This is a genomic window from Pseudomonas sp. LBUM1669, from assembly GCF_059695705.1.
This window is the reverse complement of sequence record NZ_CP166784.1, coordinates 2,117,409-2,141,178: the sequence shown is the minus strand read 5'-3', so window position 1 is coordinate 2,141,178 and position 23,770 is coordinate 2,117,409. Positions and strand designations below refer to the sequence as shown.

The window sequence follows — 23,770 nt, the reverse complement described above, 5'->3', positions numbered from 1 at the left end:
TCAAGCCCCACCGCCCAGGTAGTTATCCAGCTTTTTCAGGGTGGCTTCAAAACCGCTCAGTTCCTGACTTGGTGCGCCGGGTTCACCTGCACCTGGTGCGGTCACCGACTGCCCCGGGGCGCCCTGCTGCGTGACATCTTTGGCCGATCGCCGCGTCTCGACCCGCTCGGGGTTGGAGAGCTTTTCCGCCAGCGTGAATTGAACAAGCCAGGCACGAAGCGAGTCGTCTTCCCGGGCGCTGACGCCGTCGGAGAATTGCACCTGGCGCACGCCGAACGCGGACGCGGTGTCGTTGACCAGTCGATAGGTTTTGAGCTGGCCACCGGTGCCGGTCGCCTCGGCCAGGCGCATCAAGTTGCGCAGCTGCGACTCATCGACAAACGGAATCAGCAACGTGACCGCCAGCGTCTTGGGCTTGAACCCTTTGTGGGCCGAGTCGGTGTTGCTGGTCTGTCCGGACAAGTCGTCACTTTCGATTCGCAGGTTGGCGGTGACCTTGAGGTTTTTGCCGCGTACCTGTTCGCCATCAAGCAGTAAGGTCATAGGCCCACTAGTTCCCGAACAAAGCCCAACCCTTTCAGGGAGCCGACCAACAGCACGCCGGCCGACAATCCCCACTCGTGCCCAGGTGCGTCGTCCTGCAGCAGCTGGTGCCGCAACTCGGCGGCATTCCCCGGACCGATCAAGCGGGCGCGCATGGTGTCGTCTGCAGTGCCGCCGGTGAACTGCGATTTAAGGTCGGCCAACTGTTGGGCCTGTGCCTGGGCCTGGCTGGCTTTGCGGGCAGCCAGTCGCCCCAAGTCCGCCATCGGCGAACTGTCCGCGTAGCTTTCCAGTGCCGACAGCTGACTGTTCAAGGTTTGGGTGGCGGCCTTGGTCACGGTGCAACGCTCCAGGGGCAGCGCCCCCCAGCGCGGCAGCGTGCCGGCGGTAGGCAGTTCCCACTTTTCAGCGTCCAGCGCGAACAGGTTTTTCGCTCGCCGTTCGGCGCGCTGCAGGTCAGGCATGGGCAGCACGGCGTTGAATCGGGACAAGGTCGCCGCGAACTTGTCGTAACGCGTGCCCAGGAACATCACCGCCAAGGCGTAACGCGCCCCGGCAGGACGACCGTCGTCGCCGGTGTCTTCCAGCTTCTCGCCCAGCTGCTGCAGCAAGTTCGGCGCGGACAGATAACGCTGGTTACCACGCCCCTGTCCGACACCACTTTGAAAGGGCGTCACCACCAGGCAGGCCGGTACTTCGCCCAAGGCCTCACTGAGCCCGGCGCGGCCAGCGGCCACGGCCGCTTCTGCAGCAGCACCTACCGGTCCTGGAGAGGTGGTGGCCAGATCGGCCAAACCTGCCAGGCGTTGCCCAGTGCTGGTCAGTTCGCTGCTCGCCAAATCCTTGGCCGCCTCGAGGTCGGCGAGCCACTGGGTGGACTGCTCCGGCCAGCGCATGGTGATGGGTGCCCAATTCATACCGGCGTGGACTCCCACACCACGGCGTTGAGCGCGTCCAGATCCGACGTCGATCGCGCCGCTGCCAAGGCTTGCTTGAGGTCGTTGGCTTTGAGCAGACGTTGCAGCTTAAAGTCGGTGAACTCGTCGCCGATCTGGCGTAGCTGATCGCTGGTGTGTTCCAGAAAGGCTTTCACCCCGGCTTGATCTTGGCAGGGGAATACGCCACCCAAGCCGCGCAAAATCATGCTGGTCAGGTTCAACTGATCCTGAAGCTGGGTTTCGTAGAAAAAGCGATCGCCCAACACCGACGACCAGAACCCGCCGGTGATCTCCTGCAGACAAGCCGTGTTGACCGTCGACAGTTGGGCAACGTAGCGCAGCTCGATCACGGCCGGGATGTCGTCAACCCAGTGACCATTGCCCCAGATCTGCCCCGGGCCTGGCACTTCCAGCGTGTAGCCGGTCGGCAGCGAACCCGCACGCTCGATGACCAGGGGCTCACGGGTCTGGATGTTGTAGGCCGTCAGCCCTTGATAAGAGTCAACCAACTGCCAGCGTCGACCATCCCAGAACGCCGCCTTTCTTTCCGGTACCGCCGGCGGCGCGAGTTCAACACACCCGCCGGGAATCAACCAAACATCTGGTTCCAACGGCGAACGATCGGCCACGGTCTTGCCGGTGAAGATGCCCAGGTGATCGGTTTGATAAACGGTTTTGGTATCCATGGCGGGTCTCAATACTTAATGCAGGCAAGGAACGCGATGTTTTGCGGGCGTGTTTCGGCTCCCCCGGAATAGCCGACGGTGATGACGTGGCTATGCGCAGCCACTGCGTTCACGCTGATGTTGTGGGCGTGTAAGCCATCGGCGGAGGTCGTCGAATAAGAGCCGGCCGCCTGAGTCACGTCATCACCTGAAGCCAAGATCTCGCCACCCGGCATGCTCGGGACCGCTGACCCTTCTTTCACCTGGTGGCTGTGGGAACCCTGAGCATCGCTTGACGCGGTGTGGTTGTGCGCGCCCGCTGCGCTGGCGCTGCCCGTGTGGTTGTGGTTACGAACTTCGTCGGCCTGAGAGCTACCCAATACCCGGCCGGCATCGATGCCGCGACCGTCATCCAGAACGCGGATGAACTTGCCGCGTGGGTCCGGCAGGTTGAAGGTATTGACGCCGTCACCCGCCGGCGATACAGCTTTTCGGGCTCGCCGTGAAAGCGCTGGATGTCGCGCTGCCAGGCCAGCAGATCGAGCACGCTCAAGTGGCAGGTCTCGGCGTCCATCTGCAGCAACGGCCAGTGCAGCCACTCTTCGACCTTGATCCACCAGGCTTGCGTGGCCGCTTTCAGCTTGGCCAGCTCCGGCCCGTCAAGCCAGAACGGGAGGCTCAACTTAAGCATTCAACATCACCTCAACCCCGGACAGGCGCGGGATGGTCAGCTTTGAAATGATGTCCGCGTTGTCAAAGTCCAGCGAATCAATGCCTGGGAATTGCTGGTGCAGTTCCTCGCCCAAGCGGCTAAAGGAAAAACGCGATTGGGGGTGAGTCAGCGTCGGCTGGTAGTCGCTGGCGGTGCTCTCACGAAACGCGGCGCGGATGAACAGCTCGATGTCAGATTTCAACGCAGGCCAGCGCTCGGCACCGACTTCGGCCTTGGGCCAGACCGTCAACGTCACCGTGTGCAGCGTGGCGGGCATCTCCAACACCAGCAGGTCGTCACCGTGGCCATGGTTGCCCTGGTCGCGGATGTAGTGGTTGATTTCAGCCAGGAAGGTATCCGCCGGCGAGTCGGCTTCGAACAGCACGAACGCGTTGGCACTGCCGGGGCCCCGGGGCGCGTTGTGCTCAAAGTAAACGCCGTCGGGCTGCACACCGGGGAACACGGCGATCATGGCGCGATACACGGCATCGGTGTGCCATTGGTTGACGGCTGAGAACTGGTTGCGCACTCGCAAACGCAGCTCGTCGTCAGGCTCAGTGTCGGCGCCGGGTTGGCTCAGCCAGCCGTCAGCGTTCACCACCTGGACCACCCCGGGCACCGGCTCCGGCAAAATGGAAAAGTAACCTGGTGCGAGATTGAATCCGCTGCCGGCCTGCTTGGCCCGGGCCAACACCCGGATCTGGGATTCGCCATCGGCAAAGCTGGCCGCTGCCACCGTCACCAGTTCGTACACGTTGCCGTTGATCGCGATCGACTGCACCCGAGTGCCGGCCGGAACTTCCAACAGCCCAGCCAGCGCACTTCGGGTGAACAGCAGCAACCCCTCGGCCTTGGTCGCCGGTTTGCGGGTGACGTTCACCGCCCAGGCCAACATGTCCAGCCAGGCACCGGTGGCGGTCTTCACGAAGAAGTTCGGCAACACGGTGCCGGCAATGAAATCGATCAGCCACATGACCGGCTTGGTCACCAGGGCGGTGATCACTCGCCAGAACGGCGACCAGGCACTGGTGTTGCTCAACTTGCTGCCCTGGGCGACGACTTCCAGTTCCCATGCAGCGCGCAGCTTGGCCTCGGTCGTCGGAATACCGGCGTCACTCAACGCCTGCTTGAAATCTACGTCACTCACAACACTACCTCGACAGATCCGAATTCAACGGTTTTGGCGGTGACCAGGTACCTGCCCTTCCCTTCTTCAAGGATGCGGACGGTGCCTGGTACCAGGCGCACGTCCGCCTCAACCAGCAGTTCCAGTTGCTGAATGCAGTCGGCTTGACGGAAGCGATCGCGCTCGGCGACCTGCGTCACCAACAGCCCGCTTTCGCGGATCATGTGACCGATGTCCTGGGCGATGCTGGCCCGGTCGTCCACCAGCAGCGGCTGACTGGAAGGGTCAAGGGTGAGGTCGTTTTCGGTGATCAGCAGATCGATGTAGAGACTCATCCGCCTACCCCCATCGCGACCATGTTTTCCAGCTCCAGCGGGGTCAGTGGTTTGGCGGTGTGGATGTTCACGTTTTCAACGTGGGTGCCCTTGTTCTGGCTGCTGGTGTTCTGAATGCTGGTCAGCAACCCGCCCGGGGGCACAGCGGAGGCCCGCGACGGCGAAAGGCTTGGGATTGCCGCATTGATGGTCTGCTGCGTTTTCTGCGCGGTGCTGGCGGCGTTGGCCGCGCTCAACGCCGCGTCGACACCCGGCACTTCTGGCATGCCGCCAAAGCGCGCCTCGATGTTCACGCCCGGGATGCTGTTGATCATTTCGATCAGGCTGTTGATGGCTTTGTAAAAGACGCTGACGATGCTGTCCCACGCGCCCTTGGCCATGCTCGACCAGCCGCCCATGGAGCCGAACCAGTCAGACAGCGTTTTGAACTGGTCACTGACCCACTTGAAAGCCTCGCTGTTGAGCAGCGCGGCGGTCCATTCGTCCCAGTAGTAAACGGCGGCAATGACTAGCGCGACCAGGGCGGCAATCCCCATCACCACGACGCCGATCGGGTTGGCGGTCAGGGCAAAGTTGACCAGCCAGATCGCGCCCTGCCACAGCAGCATGGCGCCCCGAATGACGGCCAGTCCGGCGCTCAGACCATAGATCACGGCGGTATAGGCCAAGATGGCCAGCTTCTGCAGGACGAACCCGGCAGCCGTGCGCAGATTGAGCAACTGCACCACTTTCCACACCGTGACCAACCCAAGCCAGGTGGTTCGGGCGATCCCGACGACGAGGGTGAGCAGCGACATGCTGGCCACGATGCCCAAAATCGTCAGCGTGGTGATGCCGATCACGCGGGTGATGTTCGGAAAAATCTGCGTCCAGCGGCTAAGGGTTTTCCCGATACCCACCAGCTTATCCATAAGTGGCGCCAGGATCGGAATCAGCACCTGGCCAAAGGCGATGCGCAACGACTCGACGGCAGCGGCGAACTGTTGCCACGGATCGACCATTGCTTTGGCCATGTTCTCGGCGTTTTCCAAACCTCGAACTTTTCCCAGTTGGTCCATGCCGTTGCGCAGGCGATCGGTGTCCTTGGTCAATGCGGTAATGACGCGGGCGCCCTCCCCGCCGAAGGCTTCGATCAGCTTGGTCCCGGTACTCGCGCTGTTCAGGTCGCCAAACTTGCCCTCCAGCTTGCCAAGGATGTCGAGCATCGGCAGCAACTTGCCGTTCTGGTCGACGAACTTCATTCCCAGCTTTTCCGAAGCACCGCCGATGTTCTCGAAAAATGATTTGTAGATGCCGCCAGCGTCCCCGCCTTCCATGGTGCTGCTGAGTGAGCCGATCACGGCGAACTGCTCGGCCAGGTCCACACCGGCGGTGGTGGCGATCGAGCCGACTTCCTTGAACGCGTCCTTCAACTGCGCGCCGTCAGTGCGAAACAGCTGCACCGCCAGCGCCGTTTGGCCGCCGAGTTTTTCCACCCATTCGCCCTTGCCCATGGCGTCGGCCTGGCCCTTGAACAGGTTGTACATGGTGCCCACGTAGTGCCCCATCGTTTCGGCGTCGGTCCGGGTCGCCTTGGCCATCACGTCGGAAGCATTGGTGAACACCGCCAACTGATTACCGGTCAGCCCCTTGATGGCGCCCTCTACGGTGGTCGCCGAGGCGACAAAGTCCCGGGCGCTTTCGCCGTAGGTAACCGAGAACTCCAACGCCTTCTGATTGAGCGCGGACAACGCATCCTCAGCCACACCCAACGAGCGGACCTCGCCCAGGGCGCGGTTCATCTCCAGTGCCGGCGCCAAAGATTCGGTAATGGCCACACCCGCACCGACCATGCCACCCAGCCCCAAGCCCATCGTCTTGATGTTCTTTTCGCTCTTTTCGGCTAGGTCGGAAAACCCCATTTTCACCTTACCCAGGGGCGCGGTGACCTTGTCGGTCAGACTCAAGATGAAGGCCAGGCGAGCAGCGCGGTCAGCCATGTGTATTTATCCATTCAGTGCATGAGCGATGCCGTTAGCCACGGCGATTTCCATGCGTCTCCAGTGTTCGTCCTCCAGCCACTTGGCCGCGCCCATCACCTCGGGTGTGGGCTCCGCGCCAGGCAGCCAGCGACTGGACAAGGTCATCAGTTGACCCAGTCCGTCTTCACTCAGGCGCTCAGCGTGCTCGAGTGCTTTTTTACGATGATTTCAACGTCCGGGGCGTACTCCTCGAGCAGCGCGCCGGAGATCTGCATCGTCATCACCGGGTTGGCCAACAGCGTGCGCAGCTCGGTGCGTTGATCGGCCGCCACGGTGTTGCTGAGCAAGTTGTGCGACGGCGACACCTTGTTGTTGGCGGTCATCGCGTTGAAGTACTTGGTCACGTCCTGCGGGGTCATGGAGAAGGTGAATTCTTTGTCGCCGACTTCCAGGGTGATATCGCGTTTTTCGGTCATGTCGTTGTTCCATTCAGGTTTAAAGGTGACAGTCAGCGCAGGCAGATCCGGCGCACGTGGTCCTGCAGGCCCAGGATCATTTGCCGACTGAGGGCAAGTTGATTTCTGAGGGTGAAATAATCCGATCCAGCGTCTGCTGTGAGTTCGGCGGTGCCTGCATCAGCCACGCGGCCGGCGCCGGTTTGGGCGGGCGTTGCGGTGCGGCAGGTGGCGGCGAGGCGCAGCCGCTGACGGCCATCGTCAACAGCGCGGCGCAGGTCATCGTTTTGATTGAGCGCATGGCTCAGCTCCTGGGTACGTTGAAGATCGATCGCATCGCGGTCGGCCAACATTTCACCGCTGACGCGGGCCGCTTCGCGCAGGCCTGTCACCTCAAGCTGCACGCCGTCGCGTTCGCGGCGAGCGGACTCGAGCTGATCGCGCACCTGGTCAAATGCGATCCAGACCAGCAGCCCGGACAGCAGAAGAAAAAGGACGAGGCGCAACGGAGGGATGGTCATTGCGCGCACAGGCTCGCTTCCGCCAGACGCCGCGCATGCAGTCCGCGAACGAACTGTTTGCGGCCCTGGGCGTCGGTAACAAAAGCCCACACCGGTGTTTTGCCATCCGGAGCCCAGGCCATCGCCTTGCAGCCGTCCGCAATGCGTCCGGCGTTGATCAGGCCGACCGCTCGACTGGCGCACGTCGTCGGCACACCGAAGTTGTGCGCGTGGCTACTCAGCGCGTCGAAGGTGTTCTGCCCCACGTGCTGATTGGTGATGCAATCGGCCAGCTGCAGTTGCCCTTTCTCGATCACCAACTGCTCCACCTGGTCACAGCGAGCGTCCGACCAGTAGTCGCCAATCACGACCGGATAAGGGCTGGTATGGCGGGTGATGCCTTTGCAAACCGTTGGCAGTCCCCGGGCCAACTGGTCGGGGTAGACCATGTTCTGGCCCTCTCCTTCCCATTGACCTAGAAAACCGAGCAAGGAAGCGCTGACCAGCGCAATGGCGCCGGTGGCGATCTTGGTGCGCAGGTTCATAACTTGCCCTTCCAGTCGCGCAGCATCTGACGGTACTTGGGGACCAGCAGCACGATCTGCAGCACCATGTAGAGCGCGGTCAGCATGTAGGCTACCGCTGACCAGTCGATGGCACCTGTCACACCGGTAACGCTGCACGTAGTCCAGGTACTTGGGCACCAGCTCGTCACGCTTGAGTTGTTGGCGCAATCCGAGGTTATCGATCGCGCTCAGTCGCTCGAGGTCCTGGGCCAATGCGTCTTCCATCAGCTTCAGGTGTTTTTTGGCGTTGGCTGGGCTGGCCAGCGCGGTGGAAGCGGAATACACCACCGCTGCTGCACTGGCACCTTCAGCGGCTGGACCTTCGGCCTGAATGCGGCGTTTGTGCGCCAGGGCCAGGCTCATCAGATCAACTCCACGTGTTCAGCGGCGGCGAATTTTTCCAGCTGCTCGATCACGTAGCCTTCGTTGCGGCCGTTGTAATCCTCAACGCGGGAGCGCTTTGGGTTCTCGATCAGGTGACGGCGCCAGCTGCTGTCCTGGAAGTAGATCGACAGGTTGTCCCAACTGGTGACGACCACGGCGTTAACCGGAAAGTGCGGCACGGTGAAGGTCGGCAGACCGCCATAGGTCGCGATGACCTGGGCGCTTTCAATGCGTTCTTTCTCGGTGGGTTTGCCCGCCTGGTTCGAATACAGCTTGGCCTTGTCACTGGCCAACAGGTCACTGCCGACGATGGCGATCAGGTCGCCGCCGTCACGGAATACGGAGTCGATCATCTGCTTGGTGTCATGCACCAGGGCGTCGAGGTTTTCATAATCGCCGCCGGCGCCGAGGGTGATTTTCCCGGCCGTTTTACCTTCGTGTAGCACCTGCTCAGGAATCTGTTCACGGGCCAATTGCAGCCAGCCCTTGTTCACGTCCTGCAGCATCGGGCTGGTGGCTAGATTGGTCTGGATGGCAGCGGTCAAACCGTGCCAGCCGATCATGATGCGATCCAGGGCGATCTGTTTCTGCACGGCCGCCGAGTAGCGATCGGCAAAGTCCGGGAACTTCGCCCAGCTGTCGATTTTGGCGAACGGCAGGCCGACATCCGACTCGGTGTGAAACAGCTCGTAGCCCAGGCCGTTCAGATCGGAAACGTCTTTGGCTTCGCGGTCGGTGGTCTTGGTGTTGGTGCGGCTGGTCACGGGACCATTCACGCCGAACATGACCTTTTCACCCTTGATCTCGGTGACTGGCACCACGTTGATGCGTTCGAGGAAATCCGCACGCTCGGTGATCTTGTCGTTCAGTTCCTGGGCAATGCTCGGCTCGACATTGAACTGGCGAGAGACGTCGACACTGTAGGTCTCGGCGATCGCTTCACGCAGCGCGGCGTATTGCTTCAGAGCGCGATTGCTCAAAGATTGCTGGCTCATGTCACAGCACCCGCTTTTTAGTGTCGGTGGAACCGGTGGTTTTCGGCAGCGGCAGACCGGTGGTGGTGTTGAAGGCTTTTTCCAGCAGCGCTTCGATACGATCGAGACGCTTGTTGTCGCCGCCCTGCTTGGCGAACTCACGATCCGTTTCGGCCTGGGTCACGATCGCGTCAACGGCTTCTTTGACGTCATCGACTTCAGTGGTAGCCGGGGCGGTGACTTCAACAGTCACGGGCTCGATCACGGCGGCGAGGCCGGTGACGACAAGGCCGAGTTGTTCGTTCAAGGCCTTCAACGCCTTGGCTGTAGCTTCATCCATTGGGGGTTTGCTCTCGGTGGGAGTGGTCGTTTCGGTGGCGGTGTCGTCAACAGCGAAGCGCTTAAACAGGCGGGCCAGCAGGCTGGTCAACTTGCCGATTTCGCCCTTTGGCTCCTCATCACCCAACTCGCCGAGAGGAACAGAGGCGGCGTAATGCACGGGCTCGCCGGTCTTGCGGGAAAAGTAGAGTTCCTGGGTACCCAGGCTGGCCGGGGAATCGGTCACGGCGAGGCCGGACAGGTAGGCTTTGCCGCTGTTCGCGAAGTTCGGGGTAATTTCGATGCTGGTGAACAGCTTCTCGCCCTGGTCATTGAGGCAGAGCAACTTGTCATTAGGCTTGAGCTGGGCTTCCAAACCGACTTGGCCCGGTTCCAGATCATCCGCTTCTTCCACCAGACGTACTGCAAAGACGGTCCCGTAGGCACCGGGCCAGCGTTCGTGTTCACACCAGATCACCGCCGTGTACTTGGTTGGGCTGTAGGTCTCAGCGATATCGCGCAGTTCCTGGGGAAGGATTTCACGACCGTCAGCGGTGGTGCCGCTGGTGGCGACGCGTTTCCAGAACGAAACAAGGGAACGGGGCATGGGCGATAACTGCGCTCAATCGGTGATTTGAGCCACCACGATAGGCACCGGCCGACCACCAAACAAACGGTTCACTTTTGCGATGGTCCTATTTCGCAGATATAGGACGAACACGGATTTTAACCCCGCGTTTCCGGCGTTTTCGCCGCATAGACTGCGGCCATGCAATACGCCCCCGAACTAAAAGAAGCCGCCAAACGCCTTTATTTGCGCCGCTGCAAGCCGCGTGAAATTCAGGCGCAATTGTCCCTGCCCAACATCCGGATCATTTACTACTGGATCCGCCAGGGTGACTGGGACGACATGCTGTCGGATGAAGAACCGCTGACCGCCGTCGGACGCCGGATCACCCTCCTCCTGGATAAAGCCACGTCGCTAACCAAAGGAGACCTGGACGAACTCGATCGACTGACCACCATTCGCGATCGGCTTTTGAAGCAATCCGTAAAACCGCTACCGGCGCCGATCGGTGATCCGCCGGCGGACGATGGCCAGCGCCGTGAAGGGCAACGCAGCGAGCGCCGAGAGCGAGGCGATCGCCACGACAAGGGCGGCAAGAAGCGTGAGAAGAAGGCTAAAAACGAAGTCGGCGAACTGACCGAAGTCGACTTTCTCGACAAGTTCATCAGCAAAATGTACGGCTACCAAAAGGAGCTGTTTGCCGCCAAACAGAATCCGCTGACGAGTCGGATCCGCAACATTCTCAAAAGCCGCCAGGTGGGCCTGACCTACTACTTCGCCGGCGAAGCTTTCATGGACGCCGTGCTGACCGGCGACAACCAGATTTTCCTGTCCGCCAGCCGCGCCCAATCCGAGATTTTCCGTAGCTACATCGTGTCGTTCGCCCAAGAGTGGTTCGGCCTGGAGCTGACCGGCAACCCGATCGTCCTGAGCAAAGACGGCAAGCCATGGGCCGAGCTGCGCTTTCTCAGCACCAACAGCAGCACCGCCCAGGGTCACCATGGCCACGTCTACGTTGACGAATATTTCTGGATCCGCGACTTCGAAAAACTGAACACCGTCGCCAGTGCCATGGCCACGCACAAGAAGTGGCGTAAGACCTACTTTTCGACGCCCAGCGCCGTGTCGCACCAGGCCTATCCGTTCTGGACCGGCGAGAAATTCCGCAACAGCAAACGCAAGAACGCCAAGGATCCGTGGCCCAGTGAAGCGCAAGCGGCGGCGGGTTCGCTGTGTCCGGACGGGCAATGGCGCAAGGTCATTACGATTCTCGACGCCATCACTGGCGGTTGCGATCTGTTCGACCTCGAGCAGCTGCAGCTGGAGTACGACGAAGACAAATTTCAGCAGCTGTTCATGTGCAAGTTTATTGACAGCACACAAAGCGCCTTCTCCCTGGCAGACCTGGAGCGTTGCTACTCCGACCAATCGTTGTGGACCGACTACGACCCCGACGACCCGCGTCCGTTTGGCAACAGCCCGGTCTGGATCGGCTACGACCCGAGCCGCACCCGCGACGATGCCAGTTGCGTGGTCATCGCCCCACCGCTCGAGAACGGCGGCAAGTTCCGGATTCTGGAAAAGCACAGCTGGCGGGGGCAGTCGTTCAAGTACCAGGCCGAGCAGGTCAAAAAACTCACCGAGCGCTTCAACGTGCAGCACATCGGCATCGACACCACCGGCATCGGCTATGGCGTGTTCGACCTGGTGCGCGACTTCTACCCGCGTGCGACCTCGATCCACTACAGCCTTGAGACCAAAAACACCTTGGTGCTCAAGGCGCAGGACACGATCCAAGGCAGCCGCATCGAGTGGGACGCCGGCTGGAACGATATCGCACAAGCCTTCCTGACGATCAAGCGCGGCACCACCGGCGGCGGTCAAGTGACCTACAGCGCCTCGCGCACCGACGCCTCCGGCCACGCCGACATTGCCTGGGCGATCATGCATGCCCTCGCCCATGAACCCCTCAACACCAACAAACAGCGGCGCAGCCGCTACACCTTCAGCGGATCAAGCACCCATGGGCAAACCAGAAAAAAATCAGCAGCAACCACCGGCAACCGGTCCGATGCGGGCCTTTTCATTCGGTGCGCCGGAGCAGGTACTGAGCGAAAACATCGGGCATTACCTGGGCGTGTTCGCCACCCACGACGGGCGAACCTACACGCCGCCGGTGTCGCGCCAAGGCCTAGCCAAACTGCTACGCGCCAACGCGCATCACGGCGCTATTCCGGGATTCAAACGCAACCTGTTGCTGCGTGAGTTCGTATCGTCCAAAGGCTGCTCGATCAAGACCATGAGCTGCGCAGCGCTGGATTTCATGGTGTTCGGCGAGGCGTATTTTCGCCGTAACCGCAATGCCTTCGGCCAGGTGTTGGAGATGGATCATCTGCCGGCGATCAACATGCGGGTGAAAGTGGGTGGCGGGTTTGTGATGCTGCAGAAAGACGGCAAAGAGCTGGAGTTCAGCGAGGACGAGGTTGAGCACGTCATGAACTATGACGTGGAACAAAACATCTATGGCGTGCCCGAGTACCTGGGTGGCATGCAGGCGCTGCTGCTCAATGAGGCCGCTACCCTCTTTCGCCGGCGCTACTACAGCAACGGTGCACACGCAGGCTACATCTTCTACACCAACGACCCGAACCTGACCGAAGAAGACGAAGTGTCTCTGCGCGATCAGATCAGTGCCAGCAAGGGTGTGGGTAACTTTCGATCGCTGTTCGTGAACATCCCGGGCGGTACCGAGAAAGCGATTCAGATCATCCCGGTGGGGGACTTCCAGGCCAAGGACGAGCTGGAGAAGGTCAAGAACATCACGCGTAATGACGTGATCGCTGCCTGGCGGATGAACCCCGCACTAGCGGGCATCATTCCGGAAAACAACGCAGGCTTTGGCGATATCGAAAAGATCGATCGCGTATACACCAGCAATGAAATTCGCCCGATCTGCCAGTTATTCAATCAGCTCAACGACTCATTGAGACCAGATCGGTGGATTGGCTGGCGGGAGTCTCCAGCAGTTGAGGAGTCCCCTTGATATCAGGGACAGGAAATGAGTAAAGCACTACTTGCTGTGGCAAAATAGTGCCTTATATGGAACCTTGGGGAAGGGGCGTTATGCGGGTGTATTGCAAAGAGTGTGGCAGTAAAGGACGAATCGCTTCGCGAGATGATCTTTCGAAAGAGTTTGCCAAGCTTTACTGCCAATGTGGTGACGCGGCGTGCGGTCATACGTGGGTTGCTAACCTCACTTTTTCTCACACCTTGAGCCCTTCTGCCCAATCGTGTGATCGCCTAGTGTTTGATCGACTTCGCGACCTTACCCGCGCCCAACAACGCGAGCTATTCGATCAGCTGGGTACTCAACTCGCCCTATAGTTTTTTAACTTAATCTCAAATTCGCTGAAATTTTTTATAACATCAGCACTCATTTCTAAAAAGCCATTTCTAGCGCGCTCAGATAACTGAAGCTCTGAGGCTGACGCACCCATCAAAAATATGAACTTATTTCCGAGACTATGCGCCTCATCGATCAGCTCTGTTTTTTTTGGTCCGGCGTCCATCATTGTAAAACTTCCTGTTTGGCGGTTCTCGATGGGCCGAAGTTTAGTTAGTGGCTTTTTGAATCGTCAAGCGCTTTTTTTAATCCTTGTAAAACTTTCAAGATAGGTCATTTTATTTTTATGGGGGCCGCCGGCACACGAAAATCCGTGACTTCACCCCGTGCCTGTTAGGGCTAGGGGTATGCGGCTGTGCCTTTTCGGTTTCAAGAGAGTCAGTACAAAAGTACAAACTCCCACTTTTTAACTTATTCAAACATCCATAACCTTCAGAAGGCACTTAACACAAAAACGTTAAAGCGCTAATACACTAAAACCGTAAGGCGCCATAACGCTAAGTATAATGATATTGCACAAAACTAGGCACACTGCAAATCATGAAGAGCCGAATAGCACCTACAGTAATGTAACAATCCGACATTTCAGCACTGACTCATCGGACTTGTAAAAAAGGGCGCCTACAAGGCGCCCTTTACGTTCAGGATATGGGAGTATTAACGGCTAAGTGTTTCGCACCTCATCACACCAAACCATCAATTTTGATCACGCCGTAGCGTCGGCGGCCATCAGCGGTTTCGAAAGCTGCAACGACCTGCCCACCAGGCAGCGGGATTTGCACTAGGCCATTGCCGGTTTCGTGTTGAAGCAATCGAGTCGCCTCTACTAAATGGAAGTCAGTCGGCAGTTCAAGTTGCTGGCGAGCCTTTTGCTCTTGGTCGTCCGAAACGGCAATGAATTGTCTGTCGATCAGCATAGGGATACATCCTGTGATTCCGAAGGTTTGGCGAGCAACTGCGCGACTACGGCGGCATCGCGATCAGATAATTCACCCAAGGCTTGCGCCATGTCTGCCAAGTTTTCTAGGCGCTCTCGGGCTTCGGGTGTCTTGTGGACCAGGTAACCAATCAGCGCCGCGCCGATCACGGCGACGGCCAACATTGGACGCGTTGTGTTAATGGTGCCGCGGCGTTGCTCTGGCTGTGTGATAGCCTTGTGGCTGCTGCTGCTCGGGTGCTGTGCTTGCATGGTGTTGCTCCTCTTGTAGTGGTTGGTGTCGGGGAGGTGCGAACTCCTCGACACCGTCTCTCTCACGCTTGCCGCAATCGGCTCGCCGTGAATACCGGGCGCTGTTCACAGCGCACTTCAAACAACCCCAAGTCATCACCGTCAACGTCCTGCATGTGCACGACGGTGATAAACGTCGGGGCGTCTTCTGGGTGATCCCTCCAATGTGCGGCGGCCGCCAGTTCGGCTAGGTCTTCGGCTGTGCGCTGCGCCACGTAATCGGACGGCAGCGGCAACTGGCCGGGCAAAGTGTTCGCGCGGTAGCGAAGAATCATTGCAACTTTCCCCCTCAGGCCTGGCGCACCAGGTGCACCACGAAATCAGATGGGATACCCGAGTGAATGCCCCGCGCTTTCAATTCCATAACGGCTTGGATCTGGAACCGGGTGCAGTCGTCTGCCAGAAATTGCTTGTTACCGGCCATGGCCTGATCGGCAATTCGAGTGATGAAGAACGGGGTTGTGCAGTGTTCGCCGACGATGATTGGCGCCTCGATCCCCTGGCCTTTCAATTCGGCTTGGATGGCTCGCAATCGGGTGGTTTTGCCGGTGCGCTGCTCACCGGTGATGACTTGTACCTGCATGGTGTTGCTCCCTTTTCTACTGGTTGAATCGGGCTCCTGGCCCAAAAAATACCGCGTGTGCCCGGGTGTACCCTGGAACATCCAGAACGACTAAAAGTTGAAAATGGCGAACCCGCTGTTTACGGGGCTTTCAGGGTGATTACTGCTATCGACCCAGAGCCGGAACATCGCAGAACGGGATTTCTTCGAAATCTGCTGTAGGCCCTGATCTACAAGGGCTGGCGAGGAGTTCCGGCAAATGGCCTTGACGGAACACTTGCGGAACAGGGATCGGAAAGATGTTCCGGTGTGATCCAGCGTGTTCCGGTCTTGATTGATGGGGCATGTTGTTTTATCTATATGTTTTTTATAGATATTTTCCTTATAGATATTCATGTTCCAGATATTCCGGCCATTGAGTGGCCACACTCGCATTCCTTCAAAAACACTGGTTTGCCCCCCTACACGCCTTTTTATCCACAGGACCTTCATCAGGATTTACTCCCCTTCCGGAACAGCCAGCAGTTGAGCGAGCGCTTCTCAATGACCGAGCGAACTTTTCGAGTCTCAACAAAGGTGTGTGAGGTGCTGAGCGGCAGTGCGCGGTGCAGCTGTGTCGCGTGAATGACTTCTTGGCCCGCGAGGCGACAGGCGTTGTGGAAGTGCTCGATGTTGATAGCAATCAGGTCTTTGTCAGCGCTGTGATTGAGCGTTTCCTGAATGACTTCACGATCGCCAGCTTCGTCGCTGATCGAAACCACTCTTTCATTGAGGTAGTGATAGATCTGCCAGAAGCGTCCCGCCGTTGGGTTCTCGGTACTGACGCGTTGTTGCCGATCGATGGCGCGGCGCTCAATGTGCTTGATGACCTGTTCCAAAGCGTCGTCACCCCAGTCGGGAAACAGTCCCTGAGTGGCTTTTGCGGCAGCCATCATCTGCGCATGACAGAGAACAATCCGTTGATGCTGAATCACCGGGTTGGCCTGCAGACGTTGCTCATACAATGGGAACGCATCGAAATAGCGCTGCAGCCAGGCTGATTCCTGCCCGAGGCAATGCCCCAGGTAACCCGACAGCTGTTCGACAGGAAATCCGTTCAAGCGGGTGGCGAGCGCCTTCAACGCCGGGGTGTGGTGTGCCCGGGTTGCATGAAGGTGGCCGATCCGGGTCAGGATCGCTTCTGAGCCCTCAACACTGGCGTTTTGCGAAATGCACAACGCGGCCAGGAAGATCAAACTGTCGGTGTCATTGCTCGAGGACTTCACCCCCACCGTGCGGAGCGTGGCGTTGTGGTCAAACAGCGGTTTCCACTTTTCCCAGTTGTACTGGCTGATAACGGTGCGGCCCTGGGCGTCAACGCTCTGGCTGTCAGACTCGATCAATACCACCGGAAAGTTGCTGACCTGGGACAGCGCACGGGTCAGACCGATGGCACTGGCGCCGTCGCTGTTGGGTTTGATGCCTTCATAGTTGGAGCGCCCGAGCAAGCGCCACAGGAAGCGCAGCAAGCTGGATTTACCGGCACCGGCGTCCCCCGTCAGCTCCAGAAATAACCAGGACTCTTGTTTGCTGCGGATCTGCTGGACGAACAACGTCGCGGTCCACCACGACAACACGGCAAGCCCGTTCAAGTGATGCACTGCAAAGAAGTCAGAAAACCAACTCGGATCGAAATCAGAACCACGGACGATGGCCAGGCTATTGAGCGAGGTTTTTAGGCCCGCTTTCCCAATCTCTAGGTAGCCGTGATTGTTGGCCATGTACTCACGCCCCTTGTGATACCCAAACTTCTGATAGCAGTAGGTCTTACTGGCAGCGTCGTAGCCGACGAAGGGCAGCGACCGGACGGTCAGGGCGTTATCCAGCCACTTGCTGCGCAGCATGGCCAAGACCTTTTCCCCGCCTTCGAAGTTGCCGCCTGGGGTGCGTTCCAGCAGCGATTTGGCGAAGCTCCGCGGATCACCGATAGAGTTCGGCGCCAACGGTTCCTTGCAGTTTTGCGCCGCGTTGGGGAAGTTGAATTGGAAGAAAAACTGCTGGTCACCGCTGATCGCATCTCGCTGGATGTATTCGAACTGCGGCACGCAGTTGGCCACCTGCTTGATGTCGCAGTATTTGTAGAACAGCTGCTCGCGAGGGACCGCCTCTTCATCTTCCCGCGGCTTGTTCAGGTCGGAGTTCACCTTGGCGGAGTACAGCCGTTCGCCGAAGTCCAGTAGGAAGAAGTTGAGCGGTTTTTTCTTGTGCAGCAGGTAAGCCTTTTTTGCAGGACTCTCGGCAACAAAGATGCGCCCCTGGTAATTGGCCTCCTGCATAAATTGATCATTCAACTGACCGTCGCGATAGACGTCGTCCCAATCGCGGTCGTTGCCGGCAAGGGCTACCCATGCCAGTTCATCACGGGCAAGCAACTGGCTGCGGTACTTCGGAATAACTGAGTGGCCGGCCGCGTCATCGTCCAAGGCGATGATCCAGCGCACCTTCAGGCCTTTGTGTGCCTCGATCATGTCCCAGGGGAAGTTGTTGGCTGAGATAGACGCGACGGCCTTGTAGCCAGCCAGAAACAAAGCGATCGCATGGAAGATGCCCTCAACGACATAGACGGTATCCCCTTGCTCGATCGACATGCCTGGCGGAACCCAAGCGCCTCCCTTGTAGGACATCTTGTACTTGATGCCGGCTTTGTCCCCGCCATTGGCCGTGACCATCGTCGCGTCAATGATTCGTTCCCAATAGCCGTCGCAGAGCGGGAAACGGACTGTGTCCGCCCACTGGTCATCCTTCATTTTGCGTCTGCTTTGCACGTACCAGCCTTTCATCTTGCTGATATCGAAACCGCGATTACGCTGTAAGTAAGCGTCGGCCGTAGCATTCGGATTTGTCTCGGTACGAGGAAACCGTTCACTAAGGTTTTCGAACAGATGGCTGTAACGTTCCCGGGTCTTTTCTTCGAACTGGCACTGAATCAGGCGGTTGCACTTGAGTTGGTAGGGCTGCTTGCGGGCAATGTACAGCGTGCGTTCGCTACAGCCTGGGCAGACTCCCTTTTGGAAGTAGGTACTGCCAATGTCCTTAAAATCCAGCTCGTGGTCATGCTCCAACGCGGCGACCACTTCCAGGCGATAGATGTCTTCGAATTGCATTCCCTGGCCCCTTACTGCTCGCCAGTCTTGCTCTTACTTTTCCCACCCCGAACACGCTCGGCCTGTTCCGTCGCCTCCATAGCCAGGTAGACCATATTGATGAAGACCGTGCCTTTCTTTTGGCCTGGCTCTTTCTCTCTGACCAGAATCATTCCTTGGTCTATTTTGTGACGCACAGAGCGCTCCGAGAGCCCAGCACGACGCGCAAACTCATCTGGGGTCACGTATGGCGTGTCGATTACAACCTGCATTTGGTATTCTCCGTGGGTATATATTCTGAAAAAGTTCCAGATATGGAACTATCTTGGTTCCATGCATGGAACTTGTCAAGGGAGACATCGTGGAAATTCCAGCGAAGCTGAAGGCGATCAGGGCGAAGGAAGCGCTCACTCAAAATGAGTTCTGCGAGGTGATGGAAATCAGCATCAGCAGCTACAAAAAATACGAGGCAGGCATTGCTGAAATGGGCGCCCCACCCATTTTCAAGATCGTCAACCACCCGCGTTTCAAGAAATACACGCTTTGGTTAATGACCGGCGACGTAGCACCAGAATGCGGCCAGATCAGCCCTCTCTAACCTCTGACAAGGATTGTCCTGTGAGCCTTTTTTCCATCCGACTTGTGTGCGGCTTATGTCATTAAAAAAGCTTGAGTCTGGTGAATGGCTCGTGGACTGTCGGCCGGATGGCCGCGCAGGCGCACGTGTTAGGAAAAAATTTCGAACCAAAAACGAAGCAATGGTTTACGAACGTCGCTTGATGGGGGACGGTGCCAAAGGCGAGTTTGAAAAGAAGCCAAAACAGGACGAACGCCGGCTTTCAGACCTCGTTTCTCTATGGTTCAGGCTCCACGGCTGCCACCTCAAGAGAGGTGAAAAATGCCTAGCCTTCCTTGAGCGCATGGTCAAAAACCTGGGCGATCCTCGGGCTACCGACTTCACCGCGAGTAGCTTTACCCAATACCGATCAGATCGGCTCGCCGGTAAATGGGGCCGCGCAAAAGTAGACGAAGATGGCAAACGGAACGGAGCCACGACGCCGATCACAGCGAACACGGCAAACCACGAACTGAGCTACTTGCGTGCTGTGTTCAATGAACTGGAGCGCTTGGGGGAGTGGTCAGGGGAAAACCCGTTATCCAAGGTCCGGGCCTTGAAGTTCGATCAAAGCGAGATGGCCTATCTGTCCAGCGATCAAATATCGCTGCTGCTGACGCGCCTTGACGAAGACGAGTCAGACGTTAGCGCCATCGCACGCGTCTGCCTTTCAACTGGCGCACGGTGGGCAGAAGCGGCAAATCTGGAGCCAGGGCAAGTGAGGGACGGTCGCATTCACTTCACTCGAACGAAGTCAGCCAAAAACCGCACGGTTCCAATCTCGCCGGCGCTGGAGAAATTGCTTACAGAAGCTATGCCGTTCAAGTCTTCCTACCGGGAAACCTGGTACACCTTTTCCGATGTCGTAAACGAATTAGACCTTGGCTTACCAAAGGGCCAGGTTACGCATGTCCTGCGTCATACCTTCGCCAGTCACTACATGATGAACGGCGGGGACATCCTCACATTGCAGCGGGTGCTTGGACATTCAACACTGGAAATGACTATCCGTTATGCCCACTTCAGCCCCGGCCACCTTGCGGAGGTTGTCAATTTGAACCCTCTCGCTGGCAGCCGTGGACACTTTGTGGACACCACACAAAGAAAAGCTGTACAGACCCAACCCGAAGAAATCAACCAAACCCTTTAAATAAAAGGGTTTCAGCCTATTAAAAACAAAAGGAACACAAGATGAGCGACCTGATTTCCTACCATCTCGAAGACGGTATCGCGACCCTGACCCTGAGCAACGGCAAGGTCAATGCCATTTCCCCGGACGTGATTGCTGCGTTTAATGCTGCGCTGGATCAGGCGGTGACTGATCGTGCGGTGGTGATCATTACCGGTACGCCCGGGATTCTGTCCGGCGGTTATGACTTGAAGGTGATGACGTCCGGCCCGAAAGAAGCGGTCGCGCTGGTGACGGCCGGCTCGACGCTGGCTCGTCGTCTGTTGTCGCATCCGTTCCCGGTGATTGTGGCGTGCCCTGGGCATGCGGTGGCCAAGGGCGCTTTCCTGCTGTTGTCGGCGGACTACCGCATTGGTGTCGACGGCCCGTTCAGCATTGGTTTGAACGAAGTGCAGATCGGCATGACCATGCACCACGCCGGTATCGAGATCGCGCGTGATCGTCTGCGCAAATCGGCGTTCCACCGCTCCGTCATCAACGGTGAGATGTTTAATCCACAGAGCGCTGTGGATGCCGGTTTCCTCGACGTTGTGGTGTCGGCCGAAGAGCTGCAAGGTGCTGCGCTGGCGGCGGCGCGTCAGTTGAAGAAGATCAACATGACCGCGCACAAGAACACCAAGTTGAAAGTGCGCAAGGCGCTCCTCGATACGCTGGACAACGCGATCATCCTGGATCAGGAACACATGGGTTAAGCCCGGACAGGCTTCACAGAAAAGCCCGACCGTCGTGTCGGGCTTTTTCATACGCACGCTGTTGAAAATCCCACAACCGCTCTAGCACGCCTCTGACCCACAAGTCGGAAACATGCGCACAAACATCGCCTATCTCCTCCCTCTATAGCGGCAATTGCCGAAAACAGTGCACATCCGTACACTGCGCCACCTTTTGTCCCGGTGGGGCCTGTAAATGCTGTTTGTGTTTCGTATGTTATTGATGGGCCTGCACTTTATTCTGGCCGGTGTGCTTGGCGTGATTCTGGGCCTGTGCCGCCCGTTCAACCCGGACAACAGCCGGTTGTGTGCGCGTCTGTATGCGTGGCCGGCGATGTGTATTTTGCGTTTGCGGGTGAAGGCCGATGTCGGGCCATTGATGGATAAACCCGAAAGCTGCGTGATCATCGCCAACCACCAGTCCAACTACGATCTGTTTGTGTTCGGCAACGTGGTGCCCCGCCGTACCGTGTGCATCGGCAAAAAAAGCCTGAAGTGGGTGCCGCTGTTCGGGCAGTTGTTCTGGTTGGCCGGCAATGTGTTGATCGATCGCGGCAATGCGCACAAGGCGCGCCAGTCGATGCTGACCACCACGCACACTTTGCAGCATGAAGACACGTCGATCTGGGTTTTCCCGGAAGGCACGCGCAACCTCGGTGAAGAGTTGCTGCCGTTCAAGAAAGGCGCGTTCCAGATGGCGATCGCCGCAGGCGTGCCGATCGTGCCGGTGTGTGTCAGCAGTTACGTCAAACACATGCGATTGAACCGCTGGCGCAGTGGAAAAATTCTGATCCGCTCGCTGCCGGCGATTCCTACGGCGGGATTGAGCCTGGACGACATGCCCCTGCTGATTGCCCAGTGCCGCGAGCAAATGCGCGAATGCATCGAGTCGATGGACCGGCAACTCCAAGCCGCTTAACAATAAAACCCGCCTAGTGCGGGTTTTTTTCGCCAGCGAGCTTCTGCCGGCGAACTCGGCAGATTTCATTGACTCTCAAGCAACAGACAAGGCTAAGCTGAGCACGACTTGCCACTGGGTCTTTGTTAATCAAAAGCGCTAATAAGAAGTGAACCAAAATCATGGGTAGAGTTGTTGCTGCTGCGGTTTATAGCGCCGGAAAAAAAGTCTCCAATATCACCCTCGACGAAGGCGCTGCCTGGGCTGCAAAGCCTGACCACTTTGTCTGGATCGGCCTCGAAGAGCCGAACGCCCTGGAGCTGAGCAACCTGCAACGCCAGTTCAACCTGCACGAACTGGCCATCGAGGACGCCCTGGAAAAACACAGCCGACCGAAGCTCGAGACCTTCGGCGACGCCTTGTTTATCGTCACGTATTCTCCGGTCCGGCACGAAGGCAAACTGGAGTTCATCGAGACTCATATCTTTGCCGGCAACGGGTACATCATTACCGCGCGCAACGGTCATTCGGCGTCCTACGCGCTTGTCCGCCAGCGTTGTGAGGCGCGTCCGCTGTTGTTGGAGCATGGGGAAGATTTCGTACTCTATGCCATCCTCGATTTCGTGATTGAAAACTACCAGCCGGTGGGCGAAGCGATCCATGCCGAGATCGATGAGCTGGAGCGCAACGTGTTGTGCAGCGCGTTGAATGAACATGACATCCAGAAGCTGCATGGCCTGCGCCGAGACGTTTTGCGCCTGCGTCGTTATGCGGCGCCGATGGTAGAGATCGGTGAGGAACTGCAGAAGCTGAGCTTTCCGTTTATCGACAAGAACATGCGCCCGTACTTTCGCGATGTGCAGATTCACGTAACACGGCAGATGGAGGACCTGACGACCTTGGCCGATATTGCCAGCCAGACCATCGAGGTCGGGGTGCTGTTGGAGGCGTCACGGCAGAGCGTGGTGCAGCGCAAGTTTGCGGCGTGGGCGGCAATTCTGGCGTTCCCGACGGCGGTGGCGGGGATTTACGGGATGAATTTCCAGAACATGCCGGAGTTGACCTGGCATTACGGGTATTTTGCGGTGTTGGGGTTTATTGCGGTGGGGTGTGTGAGTTTGTGGGCGAGTTTCAAGAGGTCGGGGTGGTTGTAGCCATTACTGCGGCGCCTGTGATGTTCGCGGGCGAGCCTCGCTCCTACGGGGATCTGTGTCGCTCACAAAACCCGTAGGAGCGAGGCTTGCCCGCGAAGCTTTTAAAGTTTCAAACAGCCTCTGGCTTGTGCGCCACAAACCGCATCATCCACTCCGCAACCGTAGCGCCGTGATGCTCCTGTTCAAGGCTTGCCACGCCTTTGGTATAGACCTGCTCGCCCAGCGCCTCCTGCCGAATCTCCAGCAGCGCCCGCGAATAGTCGTGAATGAATTCCGGGTGCCCCTGGAAGCACAGCACCTGATCGTTGATGTGGTACGCGGCGAACGGGCAGAAATCGCTCGAGGCAATAACCGTGGCGTTTTCCGGTAACGACGTCACCTGATCCTGGTGGCTGATCAACAAGGTCAGTTCTTCACGCACAGGACTCATCCATGGCGCCTTGGCAGCGAGTTTGTATTGGTGAGTACCGACGCCCCAACCTTGGGTCGCACGTTCGCTTTTGCCACCCAGCAGCAGCGCCAACAACTGATGGCCGAAGCACACGCCCAGCAACTTGTCGCCACGCTCATAGCGCTTCAGCAAGTAGGCCCGCAGGGTTTCAATCCACGGATCGGTGCCGAAGGAATCGGCCTTGCTGCCGGTGACGAGGTAGGCGTCGAAGGTCAGATCGTCACTCGGGTACTCGCCCTGCATCACGTTGTACACGGTGAACTCGGCAGCGATGGGTTGCTGCGAAAACAGATTCTGGAACATCTGCCCGTAACCCTGATATTGATCGACCAGTTCCGGACGCAGGATGTCGGTTTCCAGAATGCAGATGCGTAACGACATAAAAAATACCT

28 protein-coding genes and 1 pseudogene are annotated in these 23,770 nt (G+C 58.2%); 8 read left to right on the top strand and 21 right to left on the bottom strand.

Features of this window, described 5'->3' with window-relative positions:
* The 13 genes and pseudogenes from ACA051_RS09985 to ACA051_RS09925 all read right to left on the bottom strand — a co-directional run bounded on the left by ACA051_RS09985 (position 1) and on the right by ACA051_RS09925 (position 10,084).
* Positions 1-543: a baseplate complex protein gene (locus tag ACA051_RS09985; protein WP_497374553.1), complete on the bottom strand. Its 543-nt coding sequence runs from the start codon at positions 541-543 to the stop codon at positions 1-3.
* The gene (locus ACA051_RS09980; RefSeq protein WP_497374551.1) at positions 540-1,460 is read right to left on the bottom strand and encodes a hypothetical protein; all 921 of its coding nucleotides are present in this window, start codon (positions 1,458-1,460) and stop codon (positions 540-542) included. The genes ACA051_RS09985 and ACA051_RS09980 overlap by 4 nt, the downstream gene beginning before the upstream one ends.
* Positions 1,457-2,167 carry a DUF4376 domain-containing protein gene (locus tag ACA051_RS09975; protein ID WP_497374549.1) on the bottom strand — a complete coding sequence of 237 codons (711 nt, stop codon included), beginning with the start codon at positions 2,165-2,167 and terminating at the stop codon, positions 1,457-1,459. The genes ACA051_RS09980 and ACA051_RS09975 overlap by 4 nt, the downstream gene beginning before the upstream one ends.
* 448 nt (positions 2,168-2,615) lie before the next feature.
* Positions 2,616-2,837, bottom strand: a pseudogene (locus tag ACA051_RS09970) (phage tail protein); the annotation flags it as partial.
* The gene (locus ACA051_RS09965) at positions 2,830-4,005 is read right to left on the bottom strand and encodes a baseplate J/gp47 family protein (protein ID WP_497374547.1); all 1,176 of its coding nucleotides are present in this window, start codon (positions 4,003-4,005) and stop codon (positions 2,830-2,832) included. The gene ACA051_RS09965 and the pseudogene ACA051_RS09970, both read right to left, overlap by 8 nt.
* Positions 4,002-4,319 (bottom strand): DUF2590 family protein, encoded by a 318-nt coding sequence (locus tag ACA051_RS09960; RefSeq protein WP_497374546.1) that lies wholly within the window; start codon positions 4,317-4,319, stop codon positions 4,002-4,004. The genes ACA051_RS09965 and ACA051_RS09960 overlap by 4 nt, the downstream gene beginning before the upstream one ends.
* Positions 4,316-6,298 carry a phage tail tape measure protein gene (locus tag ACA051_RS09955; RefSeq protein ID WP_497374544.1) on the bottom strand — a complete coding sequence of 661 codons (1,983 nt, stop codon included), beginning with the start codon at positions 6,296-6,298 and terminating at the stop codon, positions 4,316-4,318. Before ACA051_RS09955 ends, ACA051_RS09960 begins: the two co-directional genes overlap by 4 nt.
* Before the next feature lie 6 nt (positions 6,299-6,304).
* Positions 6,305-6,445, bottom strand: a complete 141-nt coding sequence (locus ACA051_RS09950; RefSeq protein ID WP_185045103.1) for a DUF6890 family protein — start codon at positions 6,443-6,445, stop codon at positions 6,305-6,307.
* Between the two features lie 23 nt (positions 6,446-6,468).
* The gene (locus ACA051_RS09945) at positions 6,469-6,756 is read right to left on the bottom strand and encodes a putative phage tail assembly chaperone (RefSeq protein WP_497316696.1); all 288 of its coding nucleotides are present in this window, start codon (positions 6,754-6,756) and stop codon (positions 6,469-6,471) included.
* 32 nt (positions 6,757-6,788) lie between these two features.
* Positions 6,789-7,256 (bottom strand): lysis system i-spanin subunit Rz, encoded by a 468-nt coding sequence (locus tag ACA051_RS09940; RefSeq protein ID WP_497375533.1) that lies wholly within the window; start codon positions 7,254-7,256, stop codon positions 6,789-6,791.
* A complete protein-coding gene (locus ACA051_RS09935) occupies positions 7,253-8,164 on the bottom strand; it encodes a lysozyme (protein ID WP_497374542.1) in 912 nt (303 codons plus the stop codon). The genes ACA051_RS09940 and ACA051_RS09935 overlap by 4 nt, the downstream gene beginning before the upstream one ends.
* The gene (locus ACA051_RS09930) at positions 8,164-9,180 is read right to left on the bottom strand and encodes a phage major capsid protein, P2 family (RefSeq protein ID WP_497374540.1); all 1,017 of its coding nucleotides are present in this window, start codon (positions 9,178-9,180) and stop codon (positions 8,164-8,166) included. The genes ACA051_RS09935 and ACA051_RS09930 overlap by 1 nt, the downstream gene beginning before the upstream one ends.
* Position 9,181: 1 nt before the next feature.
* The gene (locus ACA051_RS09925; protein WP_497374537.1) at positions 9,182-10,084 is read right to left on the bottom strand and encodes a GPO family capsid scaffolding protein; all 903 of its coding nucleotides are present in this window, start codon (positions 10,082-10,084) and stop codon (positions 9,182-9,184) included.
* 162 nt (positions 10,085-10,246) lie between these two features.
* On the opposite strand from ACA051_RS09925, the gene ACA051_RS09920 reads away from it, so the two are divergent.
* From ACA051_RS09920 to ACA051_RS09910, 3 genes are all read left to right on the top strand, one after another.
* Positions 10,247-12,310: a terminase large subunit domain-containing protein gene (locus ACA051_RS09920; RefSeq protein ID WP_497374535.1), complete on the top strand. Its 2,064-nt coding sequence runs from the start codon at positions 10,247-10,249 to the stop codon at positions 12,308-12,310.
* Positions 12,222-13,088, top strand: coding sequence for a phage portal protein (locus ACA051_RS09915; protein ID WP_497336801.1), 867 nt, complete (start codon positions 12,222-12,224; stop codon positions 13,086-13,088). The genes ACA051_RS09920 and ACA051_RS09915 overlap by 89 nt, the downstream gene beginning before the upstream one ends.
* 80 nt (positions 13,089-13,168) lie before the next feature.
* Positions 13,169-13,429, top strand: a complete 261-nt coding sequence (locus ACA051_RS09910; protein WP_221106938.1) for an ogr/Delta-like zinc finger family protein — start codon at positions 13,169-13,171, stop codon at positions 13,427-13,429.
* Here ACA051_RS09910 and ACA051_RS09905 read toward each other — a convergent pair.
* From ACA051_RS09905 to ACA051_RS09875, 7 genes are all read right to left on the bottom strand, one after another.
* Positions 13,414-13,617 carry a hypothetical protein gene (locus ACA051_RS09905; RefSeq protein ID WP_221106939.1) on the bottom strand — a complete coding sequence of 68 codons (204 nt, stop codon included), beginning with the start codon at positions 13,615-13,617 and terminating at the stop codon, positions 13,414-13,416. The two genes, ACA051_RS09910 and ACA051_RS09905, sit on opposite strands and share 16 nt — an antisense overlap.
* Before the next feature lie 514 nt (positions 13,618-14,131).
* Entirely contained in the window at positions 14,132-14,365 is a 234-nt protein-coding gene (locus tag ACA051_RS09900; protein ID WP_221106940.1) for a hypothetical protein, read from the bottom strand.
* Positions 14,359-14,637: a hypothetical protein gene (locus ACA051_RS09895; RefSeq protein ID WP_497374533.1), complete on the bottom strand. Its 279-nt coding sequence runs from the start codon at positions 14,635-14,637 to the stop codon at positions 14,359-14,361. Before ACA051_RS09895 ends, ACA051_RS09900 begins: the two co-directional genes overlap by 7 nt.
* Positions 14,638-14,699: 62 nt before the next feature.
* Positions 14,700-14,951: a hypothetical protein gene (locus ACA051_RS09890; RefSeq protein ID WP_497316665.1), complete on the bottom strand. Its 252-nt coding sequence runs from the start codon at positions 14,949-14,951 to the stop codon at positions 14,700-14,702.
* A gap of 14 nt (positions 14,952-14,965) precedes the next feature.
* Entirely contained in the window at positions 14,966-15,259 is a 294-nt protein-coding gene (locus ACA051_RS09885) for a hypothetical protein (RefSeq protein WP_497316663.1), read from the bottom strand.
* Between the two features lie 470 nt (positions 15,260-15,729).
* Complete coding sequence (locus ACA051_RS09880) at positions 15,730-18,381, bottom strand: toprim domain-containing protein (RefSeq protein WP_497374531.1); 2,652 nt, start codon at positions 18,379-18,381, stop codon at positions 15,730-15,732.
* Positions 18,382-18,392: 11 nt separating this feature from the next.
* Positions 18,393-18,632: a hypothetical protein gene (locus ACA051_RS09875; RefSeq protein ID WP_221106955.1), complete on the bottom strand. Its 240-nt coding sequence runs from the start codon at positions 18,630-18,632 to the stop codon at positions 18,393-18,395.
* Positions 18,633-18,697: 65 nt separating this feature from the next.
* Here ACA051_RS09875 and ACA051_RS09870 point away from each other — a divergent pair, with 65 nt between their 5' ends.
* The 5 genes from ACA051_RS09870 to ACA051_RS09850 all read left to right on the top strand — a co-directional run bounded on the left by ACA051_RS09870 (position 18,698) and on the right by ACA051_RS09850 (position 22,927).
* Positions 18,698-18,958, top strand: a complete 261-nt coding sequence (locus tag ACA051_RS09870; protein ID WP_245006776.1) for a helix-turn-helix domain-containing protein — start codon at positions 18,698-18,700, stop codon at positions 18,956-18,958.
* Between the two features lie 55 nt (positions 18,959-19,013).
* The gene (locus tag ACA051_RS09865) at positions 19,014-20,126 is read left to right on the top strand and encodes a phage integrase (RefSeq protein WP_497374529.1); all 1,113 of its coding nucleotides are present in this window, start codon (positions 19,014-19,016) and stop codon (positions 20,124-20,126) included.
* Between the two features lie 41 nt (positions 20,127-20,167).
* On the top strand, positions 20,168-20,857 hold the full coding sequence (locus tag ACA051_RS09860) for a crotonase/enoyl-CoA hydratase family protein (protein WP_497334829.1): 690 nt from the start codon (positions 20,168-20,170) through the stop codon (positions 20,855-20,857).
* A gap of 214 nt (positions 20,858-21,071) precedes the next feature.
* Positions 21,072-21,794: a 1-acylglycerol-3-phosphate O-acyltransferase gene (locus ACA051_RS09855; RefSeq protein WP_497309446.1), complete on the top strand. Its 723-nt coding sequence runs from the start codon at positions 21,072-21,074 to the stop codon at positions 21,792-21,794.
* Positions 21,795-21,955: 161 nt separating this feature from the next.
* Complete coding sequence (locus ACA051_RS09850; protein ID WP_497309444.1) at positions 21,956-22,927, top strand: magnesium and cobalt transport protein CorA; 972 nt, start codon at positions 21,956-21,958, stop codon at positions 22,925-22,927.
* 109 nt (positions 22,928-23,036) lie between these two features.
* Here the strand turns inward: ACA051_RS09850 and ACA051_RS09845 are convergent, their stop codons facing one another.
* Positions 23,037-23,759: an amidotransferase gene (locus ACA051_RS09845; protein ID WP_497309442.1), complete on the bottom strand. Its 723-nt coding sequence runs from the start codon at positions 23,757-23,759 to the stop codon at positions 23,037-23,039.
* Between the last annotated feature and the right edge of the window lie 11 nt (positions 23,760-23,770).